The sequence below is a fragment of the Corynebacterium flavescens genome (assembly GCF_008693105.1).
Classification (GTDB): domain Bacteria; phylum Actinomycetota; class Actinomycetes; order Mycobacteriales; family Mycobacteriaceae; genus Corynebacterium; species Corynebacterium flavescens.
Window position 1 is genome coordinate 16,921 of record NZ_VXKK01000046.1, and the last position, 26,004, is coordinate 42,924.

Here is a 26,004-nt window from a genome sequence, read left to right on the forward strand (position 1 = left end):
ACACTCTGTTCTTGTTCTTCTCCGTGACATCTAGCGGTGTGCCGTGCAGGGTTTTACGGAATGGTGGCCATATCGTCGAGGTGTAAGTGTTAGTAAACAGATAGGCCCAAAAGTCAAAGTTGAGTTCAGCGATTACTCGGCCGGGAGGTGGAACTTGTCCTGTAGAGCCACGAGCCCGTCGTTCTGCCTTTTTAATGGAGTTCTTAGCTTGTTGATCAAATGGAGTTCTTAGCTTGTTGATCAAATGGGATTCTGGGATTCGTGTACCAGCGCGCTCCGTACTTCGGAGAAACAGCAACGTCGACGCGGTTTCGCAATAACACTTCGACGTGTTGAATGTCCTCCAGAAAGGCCTTAGTTATCTGAGTGTTCCAAAGGTAAAGGGCTTCAGGGTCAGGATGATAGTTGTAGGTACTCATCCGTGCCGGAGAGAACCACGCTTCAAGATCGTGTATCCGTTCGCTTCTATTGTTGGAAGTCATAGTCACAAGTGTTAGGATTTCTACTGAAGGCCCCGGAGCGATCCCTGCGTTTTAGACGCATATCACCGGGGTTATTGATTTTTTGGAGTGAAAGCCCTGGAGAATATGGCACTATTGTTCCATGACATCGCTCTTGGTGCTCGCGGCCCTTATCGTCTTGACTGTCGCTGGGTCAGTCCTTCCGCGGCGGGCCAAGGAACAGAGTCCCGGATTTCCCTGGTTCTGGGTAGTATTTCCCATCACCACCTTTGCCGTGGCACTCACCGTCTATTCATATCTCCCAATTGCGCCCCTGGGCATGGACTACGGCTGGACTATGTACGCTCCCTTGTCTGATCCCCCTGCAGATTACGTTGATTCATTGTGGTCGGGCGAGATCCTGTGGCCCGTTAGCGCTGTTGCGGGCATAGGATTATCACTATGGGCTTGGCGCCGCGGGCGAGCCTAATTTGGTACTTCACTGAGCCGAATTGCATCTGTGGGCCAAGGATCAACAAAGTCCTCGCCGTTTAGCCACGCTTCTACCTCTTTTGCTGTGCACAGGCACGTGAGCAGAAGTTGATGGAATTGCGTGGTTTCCTCTTTTTCTCCCAGCAGCGTGATGCTGGTGCGCCGGTCTCCGAATACCGGATCGATCTCGGCGACAATCTTTGACAACTCGCTGCGCTCACGCTCGCTGAGCCTACTGGGTTCATGCGTGAGTACGCCGGCCTTCCAATAGTTGAAGAACTCGAGGTTGATTGCTCCTCCCGCTTGGTTCCATAAGAGGATGCGATCATCCCTGCCTGGCAGCCACGTTAGGCCCTTGCTGCGATACAGGGCCTGGGGGAGTGCGGTATTAAACGCTTCCCACAGCCGCTGCGGGTGAAAGGGGCGGGGATCATTGATTACCGCGGAAACTATGTTTGCCTGCTCCGGGAATCTACGGTCCCGCTCTTCTAGTTCGCTGCCGAGGAGCTCTACCCGGTGAAAATCATAGGCTGGATAATCCAGGACTTGTCCGAGGTGAATGTTGGCAAAGTGCAGCGCGGTGATTCCCACGAAGGGATTGATCGGCGAGATAGCTTCCGCTATTTCCCTCGCCTGCCCAGGGCGCAGCTTATCCACCTTGGTGAGGTAGATTTCTGAAGCAAACATCAGCTGCTGCGCAATGAGCATCTCGATGCCCTGTTCGCCCGTCTCCAATTGGCGGGAAACCGCAGGAAAGATTGCCTTTCCCCCTGAGAAGTCGCTGCGCAATGAACCGGCGTCGACAAGCGAAAGAAACCCCCGGAGTTGCAGACCGGGGTGGGCTTCTAGCGCCTTGATGAGCGGCCAAGGCCGCGTACTACCTGAGGTTTCAATGAGGATGTGCTCGGGTTGCGCGCGCTCGATGAGCGTGTCACAGGCCGTGATTAATGCAGGTAGCATCTCTGGGCCGTGGATGCTTCCACCACTGATACTGATGAAGTTTCCCTCGCTCTCACTCACCACCTCCGCGCCTTCAACGATAAGGCCGTCTACGTCGAGGCTGCTCATATCGTTGACGATTGCCGCCAACCTCAGCGGCGGTTCGCTCTTCGCTGCCTGAATGAGGAGGCTACGCAATAGCGTGGTCTTGCCGGATCCCAAAAACCCGTTGAGAACTGTAACCGGAACTTTCTTATTGACAGTCATTGTCAATAATATAGCGGGGAGATGCCCCTGATGGCCAGTGCCGCAGCCGAGAATGAACCGCACATTAGGACTGGAGAATATGGCACTATTGTTCCATGACATGGCTCTTGGTGCTCACGGCGCTTATCGTCCTCGGTGTCGCCGGGGCGGTCCTTCCCCGGCGAAGCAAGCAACAAAGTCACGGATTTCCCTGGTTCTGGGTAGTATTTCCCATCACCACCTTCGCTGTGGCACTCACCGTCTATTCATTTCTTCCGGTGGCACCCCTGGGTATAGACAGCGGCCCGAGTCCGTACGTCCCCTTATCTGAACTTCCTGAAGATCCCTTTGAGTCATTGTGGAAAGGTCAGATCCTGTGGGCCGTAACCGCTGTTGCGGGCATTGGATTATCACTATGGGCTTGGCGCCGCGGGCGCATATAGACCTTCTACAAAGGTAGTTGTTGCGCACGCGGCTTGGTACACACCTGGGAAATGCGAAAGCTCGATAAGCTCTCCTATTAAGGGCGGCGCAGGAAACCAGATCCCACCCCCAGCGCTATAACCAGCACGGGGAGACAGAAGATGAGTACCCCGGGGTAGGGGGCGGAAACCTGGATGCCGAGCGCAGCTATCACCACCAGGGCAAGCGCGAGCAACACCACTCCACCCAGGACCAGGGCTCCGCCTGTGCGCCTGCCACGAGCGCCGAAGATCCCGCCAAGGACCGTGCCAACCCCGGCGGCAGTGATGAATACTACGAAGAGACATAGCAGTGTGAGGACCACTGTTGTCAGGTCCATGCCTGAATCACTGACCCAGTACATCTTTCCGTTGGTGTCCAGCATGGTCGCGGAACCATCGATGACCAGGAAGCTATCATAGCCCCGGTACCAGCGGTTATCCCTTTGCATCAAGGACATGACCAACGCCACCGCGAGGGTGAGGAATACGCTGAAGCCCAGTGCAACTAATGCGGCCGATCGCACCCAGCGTTTAGTGGAGAGCTGATACTCGCGCAGGTGAATGGAGTCTGCAGCGGTGATCCCAAAGAGCACCGCGGAGGCGAGAATTGCCAGCATGGTCCAGCTGGAGCCACTGCCGATGATTAGTCGCCCGCAGGTGGCGCCCAGCGCTATCAGCGCCGCTGCCAGGATGAAGCCACGCGGGGAGGAGGCCAGGAAGATGGGTGGACGGAAGGTCATGATGAACTCCTTGCATTGAGGTGCGGCAGGAAGTCTTCTTGCCGCGCGGCATAGGTGGAAGATGCTGCGAGATCAATGAGCTCGTCCGGCGCCAGGTAGCTCACGCTCACGCCGGCATGGCGTGCAAAATCCGCCGCAGAGGGGCGAAGCTCGCCACTGAGTACCTGGCGGACACGTCCGCCGAGGCTGGTTTCCTCGAGAAGGCGATAGTCTGCCGATATCGCTGCAACCTCGCCTTTAGGCCCACTGAGAACGGGATGCTTGCTGCGCAGCTCATCCAGGGAGATGGGCTCAGAAACCGTGTGCTCGTTGACGGTGCGTACGCGATCAACCAGTCCGGCCAGATCCTGGGAGTGCTGGGAGCTGAGCGTCACGGCGGCATTCTCCGCCGCAGTGACCAGTAATTCCCGCAGGTAGGAACGGTTATCCACATCGAGGCCGTTGAATGGCTCATCAAAGAGCAGCGTGGGTCTGCTTGAGGCGAGCACCGTGGCGCAAATGAGTAGCTGACGCTGCCCAACGCTGAGCTGGCGAAGGGAGAGCTCGGGGTCAAAGCCGAGGATCTCCTCGGCGTGGGACACGTCCAGGCCAGTCCACATGCGAGCTATGGTGCGCAGGTGGGCACGCGGCGTGGATCCGAAGAAATAGATATCGGCGCCTGCCTGTGCAAATGCGGCATCAGGGCTCAGGCTTAAGTGCTGGAGATAATACGTCTTTCCCGCACCATTGGGTCCGATTATTCCGGTTATGGGGTTCATAGCTCCTCCTTAGACATAAACTTCGCAATATCCTCATCGCTCAAGCCGAGTAGCGCGGCCTCCCTCTTCAGCGGGAGCACGAAGTCCCGGGCAAATTGCCTGGTCCGTTCTTCCCGGATGCGCCGCCGCGCGTTGGCACTGACGAACATGCCAAGGCCTCTCTTCTTATCCACCAGGCCCTCCTCCGATAACAACGTCATGGCCCGCGCCGATGTGGTGGGGTTGACTCCGTGAAACTCCGAGAGCTCCTTGGTTGAGGGTGCCCGTTCGCCCTCTTGCAGCTCCCCGGAGAGGATCATTTCCTTCAAATCCTCGGCGATCTGGGCATAGATCGGGCGCGAATCTGCAGAATTTATTCCCACATCTATTCCGCCTTTCGCACTTCTTGTTTCTTGTTACTTGATTCTTGTTTTTGCTCTTTGCCTTTTGCTTTTTCTTTTGCACTTGTCCAAGGCCCTTCGCCGGGGCAACAGGCCTTCATTTGTCACCACACGCCGGTGTAGCGGTGTGTGGGTATGTGGGTTTACCACCTAGGTCATAAACCTATGCGGTTCTATGGAATCCGTCAAGAGCTCAGTGGAACGACGCATCGCCGCAATCTAGAAGATCTAAGGGTTATCCGACCGCAATACCTCAATGAGTGGTTAGATAAGAGTTATCCGACCACCAATCGGCTTGGCGAGACTGGAAAGGTGTTAAATGCCGCAATACGTCAAACAACGATGGATCCCCGAGTCAGGACCCGGCATTCCTCGCCGCGATAAGCAGGGCGGCGAGTACCGAGCTTTCGTTCCAGACCTGCTCAGTGGCAGCGCTTGGGTCATTCCTCCCGCGTTGGCAAAGCAAGCTGCCGAGGTGGAACGTGAGATACTTGCGCTCAGCAGGAACGATGCCTCCGGGCAGCTAGAGTCGATCGCTCGGCTGCTCATGCGTTCTGAGGCCATATTATCTTCCCGAATCGAGGGAATCGCACCACAAGTAGATAAGGTGGTCCTCGCTGAACTCGCTCAGGACGAGGACGTGCGAGGCTTCAAGGAAAGTGCGGAGGCAGTTGCCAGAAACCTCAAGGTCTTAAGATCCATAGAGGAATCTTTCACCAACGAACCGACTATCACCGTAGAGCTGCTGGAGAGATTTCAATCCGAGCTGCTGGGGGATAACCCCAGCATTCCGCGCGGTCTAAGGGAGATGCAGAACTGGATCGGAGGCAGCAACCGCACACCCATCGGAGCCGACTTCATACCCCCACCGCCGGGCCAGGTGCGCGAACTAGTCGAGGATCTCTGCGCTTACCTTGACAGCGCACAGCACGGTTCCCTTATTCAAGCCGCGATAGCTCACGTGCAATTCGAGACAATCCACCCCTTTGCCGACGGTAACGGCCGAGTGGGGAGGGCACTCATTCACGGGGTACTGCTCCGCCGTGGACTAACCCAACAAACGATCCTTCCCATTAGCTTGGTTCTCGGTACGTGGTCTCATAAGTACGTCGACGGTCTTTCAGCGTTTAGGGAAGGAAATCTCAGCGGCTGGCTGGAGGTCTTTCTCGACGCCGCCTCCGAGGCAGTCTCGCAGGCCTCGCTCATTGCGAAGCAGCTGGAAGAGATTCAATCAGACTGGATCCGCAGAGTAGAAGAATCACGGCGCTCCGATGGCAAGCAGCGGGCGCTGCGTTCTGATTCGATCGAGTCCAAGCTGTTGCGCGGCCTCCCAGCACACCCCATCCTCACTACCAAGGCGGTTCAACGCCTCTACGGCGTGACCCCAGGTAACGCACGCAAGGCTCTCGAAAGACTACAGCAAGCGGGGTTGCTACGGACCACAGTCCTTAACAAGCGGGGTGTCTTGGGTTACCACGCCGATGACATCCTGGACCTGCTTAGCCGTTGATGATGTGCGGGTAGGCCAGCCCCTTGAGGCCCTCGGTGCCAAACTCGACGCCGTAGCCGGAGGACTTGATCCCGCCGAAAGGCACGCGCGGATCCACTGCACCGTGGCTATTGATCCAGGTGGTGCCTGCCTCTAGGCGGGCGGCAACCTCGCGGGCCTTCGCGCGATCGGAGGACCATACCGAGGAGCCCAGGCCCACATCGAGCTTATTGGCCTCCTCGATGGCCCAATCCAGATCCTCGTACTTGATAATCGGAAGCGCGGGGCCGAATTGCTCCTCAACTACGAGCGGGTTGTCCGGGTCAATATCGGCAACGAGGGTGGTGGGGTAGAAGTTGCCCGGCGCGCCGTAGTCCGGGTCCGCGCCGACAAGCACGCGCGCACCGGCCGCGGTGGCTTCCTTAACGAGGCGGTCGACGATATCGAATTGCTGCTTATTCTGCAGCGGCCCGAGTACGTTTTCTTCCTCGAGTCCCACGCCCATGGGGGAGGCCTGGGCTACGGCGACGAGGGCGGCACAGACGTCATCGTAAAGCGCGGCGGGAACATAGAGGCGTTTCATCGCCGCGCAGGTCTGGCCGGTGTTGATGAACGCACCCCAGAAGAGATCGCCGGCGATAGCAGCAGGATCGGCGTCCTCGAGGACGATACCTGCATCATTGCCACCCAGCTCCAGGGTCAGGCGCGTGAGACCCTGGGCGGAGGCCTCCACAATCTTCTTGCCCGTCGCCGTGGAACCGGTGAACATGAGCTTGTCGATGCCCCCGTGCGTACTCAACGCAGCCCCCACCTCGCCGCCACCGGCCACGACCTGCACGAGATCCTCTGGAAGCACCGTGTTAATGACCTTGACCAGCGCCAACACGGAAAGGGGAGTGTACTCCGAGGGCTTAATCACCACGGCATTGCCCATGCGCAGGGCCGGTGCGATCTGCCACACCGTGATCATCATGGGCCAGTTCCACGGACCAATTGCGCCCACGACGCCGAGCGGGCGATAGGACACGGTGGCCGTGATGTCATCGTCGACCGCCGTGTAATCAGGAGAATCGAAGGAGGCGGTGGCGCGTAGCCACGCCGCACACGCGCCCACCTCGAAGCGGGCATTGGGCCCATTGAGCGGCTTGCCCTGCTCGCGGGAGAGAAGCTCAACGAGGGCCTCGCCGGAGGCCTCGATGGCATCCGCGGCCTGCAGGAGTAGCTGGGAACGCTCCGCGTCACTGAGCCCAGCAAACTCGCGCTGGGCGGCACGCGCCGTGCTCACAGCCTCATTAAGATCCTCAACCGTGGCCTGGCGGTACGTGCCCACCACCTCATCCGTGGCGGGGTTGATGATCTCCGTGCCAGAATCTGCGGTGATTGCGGCGAGGAGATCGGCGTAGGTGGTGTGGGGGTTGTGAGTCATTTTCTCTTCCTTCTTCCTTGAGGCTGCTCGAATGGATGCGTGAACTAGTCGGTAGCGGAGTTGAAACTAGCAAAGCGGCGTGCCGGTTATGATGCCATGGGTGCCAACAGTGTCGCCGCACCCCTTCAATGTTATCTGTGACACTTTGCACTTCTTGACTAAGCGTGCACACACATTGACTACTACTGTGCCATAGCTCACGTTATAGTTCTTATATGCCTAACACTGCCATACGCCGCTTCGATCTGGCCTCCTGGCGCACCACTGCGTGCCTCTCCTTTGGCAAGCTCGACGTCGCTGCGGCCACCGCCCCAGCGCAGCCTTTCTGGGCGGAGCTCTTAAGCACCGCGGTCGGGGACATCTCCCTGTTCGACATGCACACCGCCGCCCATTCCGTCTCCCGCCCGGCGTCCTATATCTCCACCGCTGACACCAGCTTTTGTAAGCTCAGCCTGCAGCTCGAAGGAAGCTCCAGCCTTACCCAAGACGGGCGAACCTGCCACCTTCTACCCGGCGACCTCGCGCTCTACGTCACCCAACGCAGCTACACCCTGGACTACCCGGGACAGCAGCACTCCCTGGTGGTCCACTTCCCGGAACGCCTCTTAAACATGTCCCCGCACCAGGTCAAAAGCATCACCGCACGGCCTATCTCCCGCAACCACGGGCTGGGCAAGGTCGCCGTCCCGCTTTTTGAACAGCTGGCCAATAACATCGACGTTCTGCGTGGCCCCCACGCCACCGCCTTGGTACATTCAGCGCTCAATGTGCTCGTCTCCGTCTTGTCCTCTGAACTACAAGCCCAAGACCCCGTCCCCGAGAACCTCCTTTTCACCCAGGCCCAGGCCTATATCACGCAACACCTGGGCAATGATGAGCTCTCCCCACACACCATTGCCGCAGCGCTCTTCGTCTCCGTGCGCCATCTCCATGCGCGCTTTGCCGCCGAGGGACTATCAGTGTCCACCTATATCCGCACCCGCCGCCTCGAGTGCATCCGCACCGAGCTGGCAGATCCCCTCCACACTCAAGAATCCATCGCCACCATCAGCTCCCGCTTTGGCCTGCACGATCCCTCGCACTTCTCGCGCATCTTCAAGGCCGAATACAAAGAATCCCCGAGCGCCTATCGCTCGAGGATTGTGCACTGCTAGACGAAGGCACCTTCGGGGACCTCGCTATCCTGCGCCAAGACCGCGGCCGCAGCCTTTTCTCCGATCAGAATGGAGGGCGCGTTGGTGTTGCCGGTGGGTACGAAGGGCATGATAGAGGCGTCGGCAATGCGTACTCCCTGCAGCCCATAGACGCGCAAGGTGCGTGGATCGACCACTGAGCGATCATCAATGCCCATCTTGCAGGTACCCACCTGGTGGTGATAGGTCACGGCAGTGGAACGCACGTAGTCTTCCAGGTCATCATCGGAGACGTCCGGGCCCGGGTAGATCTCCTGCGCACCCCACTTTTCCATTGCCTCTTGGCGGCCTACCTCGCGGCATTGCTTGACCGAGAAGACCAAGGCATCGACATCAGCCTGTGCGCTCAAAGCGCCTAGATCGATGGAGATGGGATCACTATGGTCTGGACCCGTGAGCTTAATTTCGCCGCGGGAGGCAGGGCGCACGATCCCGCCCAGCAGGCTAAACCCGCTGGCAGGTCCCGTCATGTCTTCGTTATACATCGGTATGGAGAAATAGAGCGGCTGCGTATCGGGCACCGACAGTTCCGGGCGAGACTTGCTAAAGACATGCACCTCAGCCGGCAGACAGGCAGGTGCCGGAATCTCTTTCTCCGTGCTGAAGATGACGGGGGAGAGGAGGTGATCGTGGAGGTTCTTGCCCACGCCCGGCAGATGGTGGCGCGCTTCCACGCCCACTTCACGCAGCTCCTCCGTGGGGCCAATGCCCGAGCGCAAGAGGATCTCGGGTGAATTGATGGCGCCCGCGCACACGATGGTCTCCGGGGCGCGGAGTTCTTGGCGTCCCTGTGGGGTATCAAGAATGACTCCGTGCACCGTCCCTTCTTCGACGATGAGTTCGCGCACGACGGCATCAGTGATGATGGTGAGATTCTCATTGTCAGCCACGGGGCGCAGGTACGCATGCCAGGTGTTGAAGCGGTCCCCGTCGCGCACATTGGCCTGAATCTTGCCCACTCCCTCCGGATCCCCGGAGTTATAGTCATCATTCTTGGGAATTCCGGCCTGTTGGGCGGCGACAAAGAGATCCTCTTGGAGTGGATTGCGCTCATAGCCTTCGACCACGTCAAGCAGGCCTTCTGCGCCGCGGGTCTCCGAGGCACCACGATCAAAGTTCTCGATGCCCTTGAATACGGGGAGAACATCGTCCCAGGACCAGCCATCATTCCCCAGGTATGCCCAGGTATCAAAGTCCTGCTTGGCGCCACGAACCCAGATGGTCGCGTTGAGCGCGTGCGATCCGCCCATGACCTTGCCACGCGGGATATGTATCTGGCGGTTGCCAGCACCCGGCTGCGGGATGGTGCGGTAGTTCCAGTCCTGGGGGCTAAACCACAGTTTGCCGAGGTCACAGACCTTAGTGATGTCTGGATTGGTGTCATAGGGGCCGGCCTCAATAATGGCGACCTTCAGGCCGGCATCAATGAGGCGCCTGGCGATGACGCAGCCGGCGGAACCTGCGCCAACGATGATGTAATCAAGTTCAGATAGTGACATAGGGATACTCCTCACAGGTAGTTGGTGCGGTATCCATTAACCGCTTTAACAATTCCTTTAAAGTATCCCTACTCACATTCCTAGTTTTGTGTGACTACGCACACGTATTGTCCGTGGGTGCAAAACCCTAGACAGCTTAGGCAGCCACTAGCTTTTAAGCGTTGGCATAAGGATCGCGCACGCCGATGTACTGCAGCGCGGTATATTCCTCGATACCCTCGGCGCCGCCCTCGCGGCCCAGGCCGGACTGCTTCACGCCACCGAAGGGGGCTGCGGCGTTTGAGATAACGCCGGCATTGAAGCCCATGAGGCCGAACTCAAGGCCGTCAGCCAAGCGCCACATGCGGTCGGAGTTCTCGGTGAAGACGTAGGAGGCGAGACCGTACTCGGTGTCGTTGGCTAGAGAAATGGCCTCCGCCTCCTCGCGGAAGGTGAGGATGGGGGCCACCGGGCCGAAAATCTCTTCCTGCGCCACGCGCGCTTCGCGCGAGACATTGGTCAAGACGGTGGGGGAGTAGAAGTAGCCCTCCTCGCCGCGCGGCTTGCCACCGGTGACTACGGTGGCGCCCTTGGCAACAGCGTCTTCGACAAGCGCGGCGATGTTGTCCAGGGCCTTGCGCTCAATCAGCGGACCGCAAGTGATGCCCTCCTCGAGGCCATTGCCAACGTTGAGCTCGGAGATCTTCGCGGCGAACTTCGCCACGAACTCATCCGCAACGGATTCGTGGACGATGAAGCGGTTGGCTGCGGTGCAGGCCTCGCCGATGTTGCGCATCTTGGCACCCATGGCACCGGCCACGGCCTGATCAATGTCGGCATCCTCGAAGACGATGAACGGGGCGTTGCCGCCGAGCTCCATCGAGGTGCGCAGAACGTTCTCCGCGGCAGCCTTGAGCAGGGTCTTGCCCACGGCGGTAGAGCCGGTGAAGGAGACCTTGCGCAGGCGCGAGTCCGCCAGGAGCGGCTCGGAGATCGCGGAGGCAGACTGGCCGGAGACCACGTTAAGCACACCGGCAGGCAGACCGGCCTCAATCATGGTCTGAGCGAAGTACTGGGAGGTCAGCGGCGTGAGCTTGGCTGGCTTGAGCACCATGACGCAGCCGGCGGCGACGGCCGGAGCAACCTTGCGGGTGGCCATGGCCAAGGGGAAGTTCCACGGGGTGATGAGCAGGCACGGGCCCACCGGCTTGCGGCGAGTGACCATGCGCAGGGTCCCCTCAGGGGCGGGAAGGCTGCGGCCATAATCTCGGACGGCCTCCTCGCTGAACCAGCGCAGGTACTCGGCGCCGTAGGTGACCTCGCCGTAGGCCTCGGCCAAGGGCTTGCCCATCTCCAGGGTCATGAGTGCCGCGAACTCATCCTTGCGCTCGGTGACGAGCTCGAAGGCGCGGCGCAGAATGTTGCTGCGCTCGCGGGGCGAGGTCTTTGCCCAGTCGGCCTGCACGCCGCAGGCCGCGTCCAGAGCAGCCACGGCATCATCCGAGTTAGCTGAAGAAAGCGTGGCCAGCTTCTCGCCGGTGGCAGGGTTTTCCACATCGAAGGTCTCCCCGCTGGAAGCCTCCTGCCACTTCCCACCGATAAGCAGCCCGGTGGGAACCTTCGCCAGCAACTCCTGGATGTCAATACTCATAAATTCGATCCTTTCTGCGTGAATTCATCTGCCAGATTACGCGCCGCCTGACTGAGAAGCTGCACATCTGCCCCCACCAAGACGAAGGATGCCCCCGCGGCGAGAAACTCCCGCGCCTGAGCCCTGTCAAAACAGTTGACACCCACCGGTTTTCCAGCCTTGGCCGCGGCGGCAAAGGCCTGGTCGATGGCGGCGACAACCTCGGGGTGGCGGGGCCTGCCCAGGTGCCCCAGGGAGGCAGCCAGATCTGCGGGCCCGACGAAGATTTGGTCCACTCCGTCCACTGCGGCGATCTCTGCGGCGTTGGCCACCCCGCGCGCGGACTCGATCTGTACCGTGAGATTTACGGTTTCGGAGGCGCGATCCAGGTAACCCTCCACCGCGTTCCAGCGCGAGGATCGCGCGAGTGCGCTTCCTACGCCGCGCACCCCGCGTGGCGGGTAGTGCATCGCCGCGACGGCCGCGGCTGCTTCCGAGGCGCTCTCCACCATCGGCACCATAATGTTCTGGGCGCCGAGATCCAGATACTGCTTGATAAGCACGGTGTCATTGCTTGGGACCCGCACTATGCGGGCGGGACCATAGCCATCGGTAGCCCGCAGCAGGTGGGTAACGGTTTCGAGGCCGTAGGGGGAGTGTTCGGCGTCGACAAGCAGGAAATCGAAACCGGCGGCGGCGAGGATCTCGGCATTGGTGGCCGAGCCCGCCGATACCCAGGCACCGATGAGTGGGGAATCAGAGGCCGACATCTCCTCGTGGAAGGGCTCGGGCAGCTCTACTGGAAGCGGCATGTGATGGACCCCAATTCTCCGTAGTCGGCGTGGACGGTGTCGCCTGGATGAACCCACATGGGTTTGGTGAATGAGCCGGCGAGAATGATGTCGCCCGCAGCCAAGGAGTCGCCGTGGGCCGCCAATTTATTGGCCAGCCAGGCCACGCCTTGGGCCGGGTGGTTGAGCACGGCGGCGGCCACGCCGCTATCCTCGATTGCCTCGTTGCGGTAGAGCAGGGCGGCCACCCAGCGCAGATCCACGTCATCTGCTTTGACCGGCCTGCCGCCATAGACTATTGCGCCCAAAGCGGCGTTATCGGCGATGGTATCGACGATGGTTCTTCCCTCCATCTCGATGCGCGAGTCCAGGATCTCGAGCGCCGGGGTGACGTACTCGGTGGCGCGCAGGACGTCGAAAATCGTGCAACCCGGGCCGGAGAGCTCCTCCTTGAGCACGAATGCCAGCTCGACCTCAATGCGCACAGAAGCAAACTGCGAGTGATCGATGACGGAACCGTTTTCGAAGACTTGGTCGGCGAAGATGGCGCCATAGTCCGGTTCCGTGATTCCGGTGGCCTCCTGCATCACCTTCGAGGTGAGCCCAATCTTGCGACCCACGAGTTTTCGATCGGCGTTGAGGGCCCGGCGCACCCACTCGGCCTGGACCGCGTAGGAATCCTCGACAGTCATCTCGGGATAGCGAGTGCGCAAAAGCGGGACCATGGTGCGCGAATGGGCAGCCTGCGACAGCTCATCCGCGATGGCTGCGTGCTCTTCCTTATTCAACATAGGGGGTTCATCCTTAACAGGGGTGAGTTTTTCAGTGTTTCACGTGAAACCTTGGGCCGGATCTCAGAGCTGGTTGCCCAGCTTGTACTCTCCTTGCTTCCACTCCGGCATGGACTCGCCATCATCCGGGCGGGTATAAGAGAAGCCGTCGGCACCAATGGTTTGTGCGAGCTCAGACTCCTCGCGGCGTTCGACGAGGGGGACGGGCTCGCCGTCGAGGTCGAGGACGCGGGAGCCATCGCGGTACCAGGAGGGGACGACCGGGGTTCCCCACCAATCGCGGCGCTGGTTATCGTGCACGTCCCAACTGACCAGGGGGTTGTCCGGATCCCCGGTGTAATAGTCCTGCGTATAGATCTCAACGCGGTGACCATCCGGATCGCGCAGATACAGATAGAAGGCATTGGACACCCCATGGCGTCCTGGCCCGCGCTCGATGCGGTCTGACTCACGCAACGCACCCAACTTGTCACAGATGGCGATGATGTTGTGCTTCTCATGGGTGGCGAAGGCAATGTGGTGCATGCGCGGTCCATCCCCGCCAGTCATGGCGGTGTCATGCACGGTGGGTTTGCGCCTCATCCAGGCCGCATAGACCGTACCCTCGGAATCACGAATGTCCTCCGTGGTGCGGAAGCCAAGGTTCTCCATGTAGGCAACCGCGCGTGGTACATCCGGGGTGATCTGGTTGAAGTGGTCGAGCCGGACCAGCGCCCCCGGAATGTGTATGTCATAGCTCCAGGCCAGGCGTGGGCGGTGCTCCACCTCGTAGAAGAACTCATAGGGGAAACCCAGCGGGTCCTGCACACGGACGGAATCACCGATGCCGCGCACGAATCCATTCGGGTTGCGGCGCACTTCGCAGCCGCGCGCCCTATAAAATTCCTCAGCTAAGTCGAGGTCCTGCGGGGAGCGCACGCGATAGGAAAATGCTGCCACCGCGGCCACCGGGCCCTTACGCAGGATGAGATTGTGGTGGATGAACTCCTCGTACGTGCGCAGGTAGATCGCATTCTCGTCCTCGTAGGTTACTACCAGGCCGAGCGTATCAACGTAGAATTTTCTGCTCGCGGCGAGGTCTGTGACGACGATTTCCATGTAGGCACAGCGCAAAATATCTGGCGCAGGGGACTGGGACACCGGGGAATGGGACATGGTTATTTCCTTTGGGGGAGAGGGGCGGGCTGGTGGGATCGGGGGCGGGGCTGGTGCGTCTCTAGCCCTGCTTGCCAAAAACAGGGTTGTGCACCTTGCCAAGATTGATGTGTACGGCCTGTTGGTCGGTATAGAAATCGATGGAGCGATACCCGCCCTCATGTCCCAGGCCGGAGGCTTTGACCCCGCCGAAGGGCGTGCGGAGATCGCGCACGTTGTTGGAGTTGAGCCACACCATGCCAGCGTCGACGTTGTGCGCAAAGTTATGCGCCCGCTTGAGGTCAGAGGTCCACACGTAGGCGGCCAGACCATAGGAGGTGTTATTGGCCAGCTGCAGCGCCTCCTCGTCAGTGTCGAAAGGAGTGATTGCCACGACGGGGCCAAAGATCTCCTCTTGGAAGATGCGGGCGGAGGGCTCAACATCGACGAAAACGGTCGGCTCGACGAAGTTGCCCTCCGGGAATTGCGCGGGGCGTTCGCCGCCAGCGGTCAGCCGTGCCTCCTGCTTTCCAATCTCGATATAGGAGACGACCTTCTCGAAGTGCTCCGGATGCACCAACGCGCCGACCTCCGTGGTGGGATCTGAGGGCAGGCCCACCTTCACCCGCTTGGCGACGTCGCTATAGCGCTCCACGAACTCCTCATAGATCTCCCGCTGCACCAGGATGCGCGAGCCGGCCGTACAGCGCTCACCGTTGAGGGAAAAGACCCCGAAGATGCATGCCTCGATGGCGGTATCAAGGTCCGCGTCAGCGAAGACGACGGCGGGGGATTTGCCGCCCAGCTCCATCGACAGGCCCTTGAGGTGGGGCGCGGCGTTGCCGAAGATCACCTGGCCCGTGCGGGACTCTCCGGTAAAGGAGATGAGTGGGACATCCGGATGCTTGACCAGCGGGTCACCGGCATACCCCTCCTCACCGAAGCCATTGACCAGATTGAATACGCCCTTGGGCAGGCCCGCCTCCTCGAAGATTCCCGCCCACAGCTGCGCGGATAGAGGGGTGAACTCTGCCGGCTTAAGAACTACCGAGTTTCCCGTGGCCAGCGCCGGGGCCAGCTTCCAGGATTCAAGCATGAAGGGCGTATTCCACGGAGTGATCAAGCCCGCGACGCCGATTGGTTTGCGGTTGACGTAATTTACCTGGCGCCCCGGCACCTTATAGGCATCATCGATCTGCGCCACGATCAGGTCTGCAAAGAAGCGGAAGTTCTCAGCGGCTCGCTTGGCCTGTCCATTGGCCTGCGTGATGGGAAGGCCGGAATCAAAAGACTCCCATGCGGCGAGTTTCTCTGCGCGGGATTCCACGATGTCTGCGATCTTGTTGAGGACACGCGCACGATCCCGCGGCAGGGCCTGCGCCCACTCACCCTTGTCAAAGGCCGCGCGCGCCGCAGCCACTGCCTTATCGATGTCCGCGGGCTTGCCCGAGGCGGCCTTAATATAGTTGTCATTGGTCACCGGATCCAGGACGTCGAACTCATCGCCGTCGATGGAGGTAACAAACGCCCCATCAATGTAGTGCAGGATCTTCTCAGGCAGGTCGGTGGGGCGGGCGGCGTCATTGTTGATGCTCATGGTGGGGCTCTCCTGGGTTAATTTCGATGTTGTGGGTGCGGCCGTTGAGGCCCGATTTCTCATTCGATTCGCGGTAGTTCTGGGCTGTCGCCAAGCGGTGCTCGCGTGCCACCCTTTCCAGGTAGTCCGCATCGGCGCCTGCCTCGATGAGGCTGACTAACCTTTCGTGCTCTGCAACGGATTCCTGTGCTCTTTCGGGGACGTAGCGAAATGTGGAGACGCGGTGGTACTCCAGCTGCTTCCACTGTTCATAGACGAGCTTGAGCAATTGCTCGTTGGGGCAGCGGCCAAAAAGCACGCTATGAAACTGCTTATTGAGCCGCGTGAACTCATCAGGATCATGGCGAACATCAAGCTCGCTCATCTGCCGGTTGAGCTCGCGTGCCTGCTCCAAATCACCGGCTTTTAGCAAGGGCGCAGAAAGTGCCGTGGCGCGGGCCTCCAAGGTGGCGACGATATCCATGGAGTTGAAATAGGCTTCGCGGTTATGGGTGCTCACGCGCGCACCCACGTTTCTCTCGTAGGTGACGTAGCCTTCAGCCTCTAGTTGGCGGATTGCCTCCCGGACGGGGACAACGCTGACATCAATATCTTCCGCGAGGGAGGAGAGCACCAGCCGGTATCCCGGCTCGAACTCCCGCGTACGGATCTTGGCGCTTATCCACTCATAGGCTTGTTGGGATTTGCTCAGTTGTGCTGTCATTACTTATCACCGCTGTTCAAGAAATCCTCATAGGCCTGCTTATTGTCTCCGGTGGGAGGGAAGAGCCCGTCGAGGCTTTCACCTGACTCCACGCGCTGGGCCACCCACTCGTCCTGTCGCTCCTTGGCCAAGGCCTCCTCGGCCACCTCGGCGGCAATACTGCGGGGGATGACGATGACACCATCATCGTCTCCGACAATGACATCACCCGGCACTACAGTGGCATTACCGCAGCTAATGGCAACATCGCTATCCCAAGGAACGTGGCGCCGACCCAAGACACAGGGGTGGGCACCCTGGGTGAATACGGGAAGACCAATCTCTTTGACCGCCGAATAGTCCCGCACCCCTCCGTCAGTCACCACTCCCGCGGCCCCGCGCACCTTCGCCCGCAGAGCCAAGATGTCTCCCAGAGTGCCGGATTCCGCCTCACGCCTAGCCTCGATCACAATGACCTCGCCTGCGCGGACAGTGTCAAAGACCTGCTTCTGGGCATTCAGGCCGCCCCCATGAGTCTTAAAAAGATCCTCGCGGCCAGCCAAGAATCGCAGCGTGCGGGCAATGCCGACCATCTTGGTGCCCGCCGTCTGCGGATAGACGCCTTCTATCACTAACTGATTGATGCCGCGGCGACGCAGCTCCGCGGACAGACCCGCAGTGGGGACTGCTTCCAGCTTGCTGCGCAGCTCCGGGGTTAGTTCGGGGATCAGTTCGGGGCTAGATTCTGGATCAGGCTCAGAGCTAGTCAGGGGAGGAAGGCCTGCGGCCGCACGGTCCCCATAGGCGTCTTCTCTTTGTTTATCATCGACACTCGGCAGATCCCCAATGGCGGGATCGAAGTCGGCGGTAGATTCTACGACGGTGCTGCTCAAGCGTCCCGAACTGGACTCTCCTGGGACATCAACCTCGACCTCGACGACATCGCCTGGCACGATAACCGTCGATCCCGCTGGCGTGCCCGTGAGGATAATGTCCCCCGTCTCGAGGGTGAGATGCTGGGAAAGATCGGCGACGAATTGCGCGAGGGGGAAGATCATCTCGGCATCGCTCGTATCGCCTTCCTGCACTAGCTCCCCATTGACCCAGGTCCGCAGGCGCAGCTGCTTCGGGTCTATCGCCTGAGCATCGATGAGGCGCGGGCCTATAGGGGTGTAGCCGTCGCGGGACTTGGAGCGAGTGTTGGATCCCTTGTCCGCAGCCCGATAGTCATAGAGGCCTACGTCATTGGAGGCGGTGACAAAGGCGACGTGCCTCCATGCCTCCTCCAGACTCACATCCTTGGCGGGTGCGCCAATAATGAGTGCAATCTCGCCCTCAAAGGCGAGCAACTCGGTCCCAGAGGGCCGGGCGAGGGTGCCTCCGGATTCGGCCAGGCTGCTCGTGGCCTTGAGGAAATAGCTGGGCACACGGGGCCGGCGCCCACGCTGCGCCGCGCGAGACTCGAAGGCCACGTGAACAGCAATGATTTTGCCTGGCTGCTCGGGCAAGATGCTCGGAAAGGCCATGAAGGGATCCCTTCTTCTCTGGAATGTTTGCTCGAATCGTATATTATCTTCATTCACGCTGCAAGTGCTATAACTCACATCTTCTGCTTGATGCAGGTATAGAACACGTTTTTATGCGTCTCAACACCCGGCAAATGAGTAGATAAGCACTGAGTCCGGGCTTCAAAAGAAATGACCGTTGTGCAAGAAGCGAGCATCATATATTATTCACCATCTAAGAGGTAGATCACAGTGTGATTGATACTTGTTCCACATCACTTATCTGCGGCTGCGGCCGCGGGCTCCCCGGCGCACACACCCGTCGCTGCAACGCATCTTCTTCCTGAAGAGCAAGGCAGACACCCACCCACAAACTTTGCACTCACCGCCCACGTGAGGCGCGATTATTTAAGTCATCGAAGGAGACCATCGTGCAGTTCCACCACAATGGCTATGTTTCTCACGATCCCCGCGAACTCGCGGCTGCCGGCTACGGCATCGATCGCCCAATAGAGCTCCCAGAGAAGATGGACGTCCTCATCGTGGGCTCCGGCCCGGCTGGGATGGTAACCGCCGCGCAACTGGCCATGTTCCCCGACATCAATACCCGGATCATTGAGAGCCGCCCCCACCGCCTGGAGCTGGGCCAGGCCGATGGCATCCAATCCCGCTCGGTTGAGACCTTTCAGGCCTTTGGCTTTGCCAAGGAAATAGAAGAAGAGGCCTACGAGATCACCGAGATGGCTTTCTGGAACCCCGACCCGGAAAACAGAAACCACATCAAGCGTGGCGCCACACCCGTCGATGACGAAAGCGGCATCTCCGAGTTTCCCCACCTTATTGTCAACCAGGCCCGCGTGCTGGACTACTTTGCACGCTTTGCCCGCCGGGGACCTGCCCGCATCACGCCTGACTATGGCTGGTCCTTCATCTCCCTGGAGGTGGGGGAAGGGGAGTACCCCGTCAAGGCCGTGGTGGAGGATGGAAACGGAAACACCCGTGAGCTGGAGGCGAAATATGTCGTGGGCTGCGATGGCGCGCGCTCCCAGGTGCGAAAGTCCATCGGCGGCAAGCTCCAGGGCGATCAAGCCAATCACGCCTGGGGAGTGATGGACGTCGTGGTGGACACCGATTTCCCGGATTGGCGCACCAAATGCGCCATTCACTCGCGGGCAGGCTCCATCCTGCACATCCCCCGCGAGGGCGGCTATCTGTGCCGTGTCTATGTCGACTTGGGCGTGGTACCTGCAGGAGATGGTGGCGCTATTCGCTCCACCCCCATCGAGCGAATCATAGAGAAAGCCAACGAGATCTACTCTCCCTACTTCATCGATGTGAAGATGGTGGCCTGGCACTCGGTGTACGAGGTGGGCCACCGGCTGGTGGAGTCCTTCGCCGATGACGGGGATAGTCCCCGCGTTTTCCTTACTGGCGACGCCTGCCATACCCACTCGGCCAAGGCCGGCCAGGGAATGAACGTCTCCATGCAGGACGGTTTTAACCTCGGATGGAAACTTGGACACGTCCTCTCCGGTCGCGCCCCGGAGCAGCTGTTGTGCACGTATCACCTCGAGCGCCAGCCCGCCGCGCTCAATCTCATCAACTTCGACCGTATGTGGTCCACGCTCATGGCCACGCCGCCGGAAGAGCTGGAGGATCCAGGCGCGGTGGAGAAGTTCTATGTCGCCGCCGAGGAATTCGCCGCCGGAATGATGACGGAGTATGAAGCAAACATGGTGGTAGGGGATAGGAGGCACCAGGATCTAGCCACCGGATACCCCGTGGGCAAACGCTTCAAGTCTTTTGAGGTACTGCGCCGCTGCGACGCCTATCCCCTTCACTTGGGTCACCAGCATAGTGCTGACGGTCGCTATCGCATCTATGCCTTCGCCGATTCGGCGACTCCTGCTGATCCTTCCGCGATGGATTCTTGGGCCGAGCAGGTCGGCGATATCTTGGCGAGCTATGCGCCGCAAGGATTGGATGAGAATGCCTTCTTCGACGTGAAAGCCATCTATCAGACCACCGATCACCGGCAGTACAGCGTTCTCGACGCCCCGCGCCTATTCCGCCCGGTAAATGGATCCCTACAGGTTCCCAACTGGGAAAATGTCTTTAACGCGCTACCCGGGGAGGGTGACATCTTCCAGGCACGTGGCATCTCGCGCGAGGGAGCGGTTGTCATTGTCCGCCCAGACCAGTACGTGGGTGCCGTGCTGCGCCTGGATGAGCCCGCTGCTGTGGACGAGTACTTCTCCCGCGCCCTATTCAAACGCTAGCCCGGCACGAGATCTGTAATAATCCTCTACACACCATCCGGCACTAGCTGCCGTGGCTCTGCTGCCCGGCTACGCTGGTCACCGTTGTCAGCAAGAAGACGCTATCGCGCTTCGCCTTGACCCAGTGGCGGTGGTGAGTCAACGCTGCGATCTCTCCGGCAATGAAGGTATCAGTGTGCTGCCCGGGGGCTTGGCCGCCCACTTCGACTTCGCCCTCGAGAACGTACATCGACGCTGCCGGGGGAGAGTTGTGTTCATCGAGTGCGTTTCCCGCCAGCAGGGCGATAACTGATTGCCGCAGCGGCCCATCCTTGACCACGATCTCGGCCCACCGCCCATTGTCCTCGGAGCCTGCGTTCTTTAAGGCCACTGGCACTAAGTCTTTCAGGTTCTGTGTCATGAGGCCCATCCTAGAGCATTGTCGCTTGCTCGGGGGACGGGGCTCTGAAGAGCGAACAAGAATCACAGCGATGAGGTTTCAAGGGTATCAACTACATACGCCATTTACGTCACTGTGCCTTTTATTGCCGGCCGCGGTCTTTCTATCGCCCACTGTGGCCTGTGGATGATCACGGCACTCGGCACAGCAGCTGAAAAACTTTCGGCTCTTGCGCTGTGCGAGCGGGGAAGATGGTGCTAAAGTAGGGCGGGTGAAGTTTAAGTCTACGAACTGGTGGTGGCGCGCATAACCTGCGGGCCGTCTTTCACAAACCAAATTTGGGTCCGCTGCTGCGGGCCTTTCGGCGTTTTTGCTGTCCTAAGCCTGCACACGGGCGATAATTGCCAGAATAGAATTCGTGAGGATAATCGCGAATCCACATCCGCAAAGGGGCACCATGCCGTTCATTACCAGCGAGCGCGAGGTAGCGTATAGCCACGACGCCGCCGCCTTATTTCACGCGCTTGCCACGCCGCGAGACTCCCTCTTGTTAGAGGCCGCGGATATCGAGTCGAAGAAAAACCTCAACTGCATAGCCATCACCAAAGCGGCGTTGCGCGTGACGTGTCGCGGACAAGAGGTTACCGCCCGAGCACTCACGCCCACTGGGGAGGCCCTCTTAGCCGTGCTCACCCAAGAGTTCGCCGAGCGTCTGCTCCGAGAGGGGGAGGGGCAGGCCACCTTCGGCTTCGAGTTCTCGGATGAAATCGATGAGCGCGCCCGGCTGCGGGATAGCTCCACGGCGGACATCCTGCGGGCGCTGAAACTCGACACTGCTTATTCCAGCACGATGCTGCCCTTCCTCGGCGGCGGCTTTGCCTTTGACTACCTCGGCACCTTCGAGCATCTCCCCGAGGTGGCCGAAGGCGTCAACGATTATCCGGACTACGAGTTCCTCGTGGCCGAAGAGCTTTTAAGCGTCAACCACCTCGACAGAAGTGCGCGGGTGGAAGGAGTGGGAACTGACAAGCAGGTGTTGGAGGAATCCCTCACTCGCTCGGCCGACCTCGCAGCCACCGCAGCGGCCGATTCACCCAAGGCGCCTTCGACGGAGACTGAAGCAGCAGAGCCTAAGCCGCTGCGCGCCACCGCCAGCGTCGATGACGCTACTTTCCGCCGCAACGTCAAGCAGCTCAAGAAGAACATTGACGCCGGCGATATCTACCAGGTGGTTCCCGCGCGCTCTTTCAGCCTCGATTGCCCGGATGCCTTCGCCGCCTACCGCCGCCTGCGCGATACTAACCCCTCGCCTTATATGTTCTACATCCGCGGCGCGGACTATGAGCTCTTTGGCGCCTCCCCGGAGTCCAACCTGAAGTTCACCGCCGCCAACCGGATGGTGCAGCTTTATCCCATCGCGGGTACCCGCCCGCGCGGCCTCAATCCTGATGGCACCATCAACCCCGAGCTCGATATCCGCAACGAGCTAGAGATGCGTACCGACCACAAGGAGGTGGCCGAGCACACCATGCTCGTGGATCTCGCGCGCAACGATCTCGCCCGAGTGGCGGTTCCGCGCACCCGCATGGTCAAGGATCTCCTCCAGGTTGATCGCTACTCCCGCGTCATGCACTTGGTATCCCGCGTTACTGCCACGCTGGACCCGGATTTCGATGCGCTCGATGCCTACCGCGCCTGCATGAACATGGGCACGCTGACAGGCGCGCCGAAGCTACGTGCAATGGAGCTGCTGCGTGAGGTCGAAGGAACCCGGCGCGGCTCCTACGGTGGGGCAGTGGGTTATCTGCGCGGGGATGGCTCGATGGATAATTGCATTGTCATCCGCTCTGCCTACGTCAAGGGAGGCACGGCTGTAGTCCAGGCCGGCGCGGGCGTGGTCCGGGATTCCATTCCCCAATCCGAGGCCGATGAAACCGTCCACAAGGCCTATGCCGTGCTCAATGCCATCGCCCTCGCGCAGGGCGCTTCCCTGGAGGTCGTCCGATGAATAAATCGCCCCACGTGGTTCTGATTGATAACCGCGACTCCTTTATCTATAACCTCGTCGACGCCCTCGCCGGCTACCGCACCACCGTCTTTCGCAATACGGTGCCCGTCGCAGACGTCCTCGCCGCCCAGCCCGACATCATCTGTCTCTCGCCTGGGCCCGGCCATCCCCACGACGCCGGCTACATGATGCAGCTTATCGACGCCGCTTTGGGCAAGGTCCCCATCTTCGGCGTCTGCCTCGGCTTCCAGGCCCTCCTGGACTACCACGGCGGGACCGTCGCACCTTGCGGCCCAGTGCACGGGCAGACGGTGCCCATGACTCTGACCCCGGGAGGCGCGCAGCACCCGGTTTTCCGGGGGCTGACCGTGGACGCGGAGCCGGATAATCCCGGCTACGTGGGCACCCAGGTACCCGTGGCCCGCTATCACTCGCTTGGCTGCATCGAGATTCCGGAGGGGATGCGCTCGCTCGCGCACACTCCCACCGAGATCGGCGAGGTAGTCATGGCGGCGGAGACGCTCGATGGCATGGCTCTGGGAGTGCAATTTCACCCCGAGTCCGTGCTCACCCCCGCCGGGCCCATCATCCTCGAGCGTTGTATCGAACAGCTTGTCAATCACCTCGTTACTCCTACTCCCTCCAGCTCAGAAAGGCTTTAGACCATGACCACCTCCGACTCCTTACACACCCTCCAGGAGTTCCTCGACATCAAGGAACCCACGGTGGAGCAGGCCACTGCCGTATTCTTGCCGCTGACCGTCGGCGATTATGACGACGTCCATATCGCAGCCTTGCTCACCGCGATTCGCACCCGCGGCGAGACCTTCGCGGACATTGCCGGGGCCGCCAAGGCCTTCCTCGACGCTGGGCGCCCTTTCCCCATCACCGGCGCCGGCCTCATGGACAGCGCCGGTACCGGTGGAGACGGCGCGAATACCATCAACATCACCACTGCCGCCTCACTCGTGGCGGCCGCCGGGGGAGTGAAGATGGTCAAGCATGGCAATCGCTCCGTCTCCTCGAAGTCAGGCTCGGCCGACGTGCTGGAGGCGCTCGGCATCAGGCTGGACCTGGACCCGACGCGGGCGGTGCGCCAATTCGAGGGCGCCAACTTCACCTTCCTTTTTGCCCCGGCCTATAACCCCGCCATCGCGCACGTGCAGCCGGTACGCAAGGCGCTCGGGGTCTCCACCCTTTTCAACACGATGGGCCCGTTGCTCTCTCCCGCGCGCCCCGAGTTTCAGATCATGGGTATAGCCAATCCGGCCCAGGGGCAGATCATCGCCGAGGTCTTCCGCGAGCTGGGTCGCACCCGCGCCCTCGTGGTGCACGGCTCCGGCACCGATGAGATAGCAGTGCATGGATCCACCGAGGTCTGGGAGCTTCACAATGGGGAGATCACCCACTACGAGATCACGCCGGAGGAGATTGGCATTCCGCGCCACGAGCTCTCCGAGCTGGCCGGGGGAGACGGCGCCGAGAACGCCCGCCTCATCCGCGATGTCTTCGCTGGGAAGGGCAAGCCCGCGCATCGCGATGCCATCGTGGCCACCGCTGGGGCGATGTTCTACGTCTACGGCACTACACCCACTATCCGCGAAGGCGCTCAGCTGGCCGCACAACTTATAGATTCGGGCGAGGTGGCCGCATGGCTGCGCACCCACGAGGAGACCGACTATGGCACAGAGTAAGCCACACGATGAACCGCAAGGCGGACTGCCTACGGTGCTGGAATCGATCGTCGCCAAGCGCCGCACGCACTTGCCCGCCATCCGTGAACTCATCGCCCACGTGGACACGGAGAACCTGCCGCGCTCAACGCGTTCTCTCTATAGCGCCCTGCAGGGCAGGAACCGCTTCATCATGGAGTGCAAGTCCTCCTCGCCCTCCCTGGGGCTCATCCGCGAGCACTATGAGCCGGGTGCCATCGCGCGGGTTTATTCGCGCTACGCCAGCGCGATCTCGGTACTCTGCGAGCCGGATCGCTTCGGCGGGGACTATGACCACCTGCAGACGGTGGCGCTGTCTACGCACCTGCCGGTGCTGTGCAAGGACTTCATCATTGATCCCATCCAGGTCTATGCCGCGCGCTACTACGGGGCTGATGCCATCTTGCTCATGATGTCCATCGTGGACGATGAGACCTACGCGGAGCTGAAGGCCCTGGCCGATAGTCTCGGCATGGACGTGCTCACTGAGGCCATCACTCGCGAAGAGGTTGACCGCGCGTGCGCCTTCGGTGTGGACATCATCGGCATCAACAACCGCAACCTCCACGACCTCAGCATCGATCTCACGCGCTCGGCCCAGTTGTCCGAGTATGTCCCCGCGGGCAAGGTCGTCGTCTCCGAGTCAGGCATCCGTGACAACGCCACCGCTCGCCGACTGGGCGGGCATGCCAACGCCTTCCTTGTGGGCTCCCAGTTGACCAGCCAGCCGGACATCGACCGCGCGGCCCGGCGCCTGGTCTACGGTGAGAACAAGGTCTGCGGCCTCACGTCGTGGTCCGCGGCCCAGGCGGCCCGCGCGGCCGGCGCTGTCTACGGCGGCCTCGTCTTCGCCGAGGGTTCGCCCCGCAATGTTTCACGTGAAACCGCCGCAGACATCATCTCCCACGAACCCGACTTGGACTACGTCGCGGTATCGCGCCGCGTCGATGGCTTCGAGGAGCTGGCGATGCCGGGCGTGAGCGCTATCCAGGTGCACGCGCCTTATCAAGGAAGCATTGCCACGGAGCTCGATCTCATCGCCCGCGTGCGCGCGGCAGTAGGAGAGCGCGAGGTCTGGCGCGCTGTCTCCATGGACGCGCCGGAGGGTCCAGAAGTCGCTCGCGGGCTTGCCGGACACGTGGACAGGCTCGTGCTCGATGCCGGGCAGGGCGGCAGCGGAATCTCCTTTAATTGGTCCTCCATCCCCGCCGAGCTCAAGTCCACGTGCCTCCTGGCCGGGGGGCTGGGCCTGAACAATCTGCCGGAGGCGCTACAGGTTGGTACCGCCGGAGTCGATCTCAACTCCGGCGTGGAGACTTCTCCGGGGACGAAGGACTCCGGCCTCATCGCCCGGGCCTTCGCCATCATCCGGAGCACCGTCAGCGAAGAAGAACAGCACTCAGCTCTAGCAAGTAATTTGTAGTTAGTAATAGTGAACAAGCAGTTTAGGA

The 26,004-nt window shown here is 60.5% G+C and carries 23 protein-coding genes; 8 read left to right on the forward strand and 15 right to left on the reverse strand.

Annotated elements, in window-relative coordinates:
• Positions 1-215 precede the first annotated feature (215 nt).
• Complete coding sequence (locus F4V60_RS12850) at positions 216-482, reverse strand: hypothetical protein (RefSeq protein WP_232315941.1); 267 nt, start codon at positions 480-482, stop codon at positions 216-218.
• Between the two features lie 121 nt (positions 483-603).
• Here F4V60_RS12850 and F4V60_RS12145 point away from each other — a divergent pair, with 121 nt between their 5' ends.
• Positions 604-930 (forward strand): hypothetical protein, encoded by a 327-nt coding sequence (locus F4V60_RS12145; protein WP_075730821.1) that lies wholly within the window; start codon positions 604-606, stop codon positions 928-930.
• On the opposite strand, the gene F4V60_RS12150 is transcribed toward F4V60_RS12145, so the two are convergent.
• The 4 genes from F4V60_RS12150 to F4V60_RS12165 all read right to left on the reverse strand — a co-directional run bounded on the left by F4V60_RS12150 (position 927) and on the right by F4V60_RS12165 (position 4,441).
• Entirely contained in the window at positions 927-2,138 is a 1,212-nt protein-coding gene (locus F4V60_RS12150; RefSeq protein ID WP_075730823.1) for a CobW family GTP-binding protein, read from the reverse strand. The genes F4V60_RS12145 and F4V60_RS12150 overlap by 4 nt on opposite strands.
• A gap of 499 nt (positions 2,139-2,637) precedes the next feature.
• Complete coding sequence (locus F4V60_RS12155; protein ID WP_075730827.1) at positions 2,638-3,321, reverse strand: hypothetical protein; 684 nt, start codon at positions 3,319-3,321, stop codon at positions 2,638-2,640.
• Positions 3,318-4,079, reverse strand: a complete 762-nt coding sequence (locus F4V60_RS12160) for a P-loop NTPase family protein (protein WP_075730829.1) — start codon at positions 4,077-4,079, stop codon at positions 3,318-3,320. The genes F4V60_RS12155 and F4V60_RS12160 overlap by 4 nt, the downstream gene beginning before the upstream one ends.
• Positions 4,076-4,441 carry a GntR family transcriptional regulator gene (locus tag F4V60_RS12165; protein WP_084559236.1) on the reverse strand — a complete coding sequence of 122 codons (366 nt, stop codon included), beginning with the start codon at positions 4,439-4,441 and terminating at the stop codon, positions 4,076-4,078. The genes F4V60_RS12160 and F4V60_RS12165 overlap by 4 nt, the downstream gene beginning before the upstream one ends.
• A 337-nt stretch (positions 4,442-4,778) precedes the next feature.
• On the opposite strand from F4V60_RS12165, the gene F4V60_RS12170 reads away from it, so the two are divergent.
• Positions 4,779-5,969 (forward strand): Fic family protein, encoded by a 1,191-nt coding sequence (locus F4V60_RS12170; protein WP_075730833.1) that lies wholly within the window; start codon positions 4,779-4,781, stop codon positions 5,967-5,969.
• On the opposite strand, the gene F4V60_RS12175 is transcribed toward F4V60_RS12170, so the two are convergent.
• A complete protein-coding gene (locus F4V60_RS12175) occupies positions 5,959-7,374 on the reverse strand; it encodes an aldehyde dehydrogenase family protein (protein WP_075730835.1) in 1,416 nt (471 codons plus the stop codon). The genes F4V60_RS12170 and F4V60_RS12175 overlap by 11 nt on opposite strands.
• Positions 7,375-7,589: 215 nt before the next feature.
• Here F4V60_RS12175 and F4V60_RS12180 point away from each other — a divergent pair, with 215 nt between their 5' ends.
• Complete coding sequence (locus tag F4V60_RS12180) at positions 7,590-8,528, forward strand: AraC-like ligand-binding domain-containing protein (protein WP_075730837.1); 939 nt, start codon at positions 7,590-7,592, stop codon at positions 8,526-8,528.
• Here the strand turns inward: F4V60_RS12180 and F4V60_RS12185 are convergent.
• From F4V60_RS12185 to F4V60_RS12220, 8 genes are all read right to left on the reverse strand, one after another.
• On the reverse strand, positions 8,525-10,066 hold the full coding sequence (locus F4V60_RS12185; protein WP_075730839.1) for a GMC family oxidoreductase: 1,542 nt from the start codon (positions 10,064-10,066) through the stop codon (positions 8,525-8,527). The two genes, F4V60_RS12180 and F4V60_RS12185, sit on opposite strands and share 4 nt — an antisense overlap.
• Positions 10,067-10,220: 154 nt before the next feature.
• Positions 10,221-11,696, reverse strand: coding sequence for an NAD-dependent succinate-semialdehyde dehydrogenase (locus tag F4V60_RS12190; RefSeq protein WP_075730841.1), 1,476 nt, complete (start codon positions 11,694-11,696; stop codon positions 10,221-10,223).
• Positions 11,693-12,487, reverse strand: coding sequence for an HpcH/HpaI aldolase family protein (locus F4V60_RS12195; protein WP_075730843.1), 795 nt, complete (start codon positions 12,485-12,487; stop codon positions 11,693-11,695). Before F4V60_RS12195 ends, F4V60_RS12190 begins: the two co-directional genes overlap by 4 nt.
• Entirely contained in the window at positions 12,472-13,257 is a 786-nt protein-coding gene (hpaH, locus tag F4V60_RS12200) for a 2-oxo-hept-4-ene-1,7-dioate hydratase (protein ID WP_075730845.1), read from the reverse strand. The genes F4V60_RS12195 and hpaH overlap by 16 nt, the downstream gene beginning before the upstream one ends.
• A gap of 63 nt (positions 13,258-13,320) precedes the next feature.
• Entirely contained in the window at positions 13,321-14,412 is a 1,092-nt protein-coding gene (hpaD, locus tag F4V60_RS12205; RefSeq protein WP_084559237.1) for a 3,4-dihydroxyphenylacetate 2,3-dioxygenase, read from the reverse strand.
• 61 nt (positions 14,413-14,473) lie between these two features.
• Complete coding sequence (gene hpaE / locus F4V60_RS12210; protein ID WP_075730847.1) at positions 14,474-15,988, reverse strand: 5-carboxymethyl-2-hydroxymuconate semialdehyde dehydrogenase; 1,515 nt, start codon at positions 15,986-15,988, stop codon at positions 14,474-14,476.
• A complete protein-coding gene (locus F4V60_RS12215) occupies positions 15,972-16,691 on the reverse strand; it encodes a GntR family transcriptional regulator (RefSeq protein WP_075730849.1) in 720 nt (239 codons plus the stop codon). The genes hpaE and F4V60_RS12215 overlap by 17 nt, the downstream gene beginning before the upstream one ends.
• Positions 16,691-18,196 (reverse strand): fumarylacetoacetate hydrolase family protein, encoded by a 1,506-nt coding sequence (locus F4V60_RS12220; RefSeq protein ID WP_075730850.1) that lies wholly within the window; start codon positions 18,194-18,196, stop codon positions 16,691-16,693. Before F4V60_RS12220 ends, F4V60_RS12215 begins: the two co-directional genes overlap by 1 nt.
• Before the next feature lie 410 nt (positions 18,197-18,606).
• Between F4V60_RS12220 and F4V60_RS12225 the strand changes: the two genes are divergently transcribed.
• Positions 18,607-20,454 (forward strand): FAD-dependent monooxygenase, encoded by a 1,848-nt coding sequence (locus F4V60_RS12225; protein ID WP_075730852.1) that lies wholly within the window; start codon positions 18,607-18,609, stop codon positions 20,452-20,454.
• 43 nt (positions 20,455-20,497) lie between these two features.
• Here the strand turns inward: F4V60_RS12225 and F4V60_RS12230 are convergent, their stop codons facing one another.
• Positions 20,498-20,854, reverse strand: coding sequence for a cupin domain-containing protein (locus F4V60_RS12230; RefSeq protein ID WP_075730854.1), 357 nt, complete (start codon positions 20,852-20,854; stop codon positions 20,498-20,500).
• A 436-nt stretch (positions 20,855-21,290) separates the two neighbouring features.
• On the opposite strand from F4V60_RS12230, the gene F4V60_RS12235 reads away from it, so the two are divergent.
• Genes F4V60_RS12235 through trpCF form a run of 4 tightly spaced genes read left to right on the forward strand, consistent with a single transcriptional unit; the run spans position 21,291 to position 25,976 of the window.
• Positions 21,291-22,841, forward strand: a complete 1,551-nt coding sequence (locus F4V60_RS12235; protein ID WP_075730856.1) for an anthranilate synthase component 1 — start codon at positions 21,291-21,293, stop codon at positions 22,839-22,841.
• Positions 22,838-23,503, forward strand: a complete 666-nt coding sequence (locus tag F4V60_RS12240) for an anthranilate synthase component II (protein ID WP_075730858.1) — start codon at positions 22,838-22,840, stop codon at positions 23,501-23,503. Before F4V60_RS12235 ends, F4V60_RS12240 begins: the two co-directional genes overlap by 4 nt.
• 3 nt (positions 23,504-23,506) lie before the next feature.
• Entirely contained in the window at positions 23,507-24,535 is a 1,029-nt protein-coding gene (gene trpD, locus F4V60_RS12245) for an anthranilate phosphoribosyltransferase (protein ID WP_075730859.1), read from the forward strand.
• Positions 24,522-25,976, forward strand: coding sequence for a bifunctional indole-3-glycerol-phosphate synthase TrpC/phosphoribosylanthranilate isomerase TrpF (gene trpCF / locus F4V60_RS12250; RefSeq protein ID WP_075730861.1), 1,455 nt, complete (start codon positions 24,522-24,524; stop codon positions 25,974-25,976). Before trpD ends, trpCF begins: the two co-directional genes overlap by 14 nt.
• Positions 25,977-26,004 lie beyond the last annotated feature (28 nt).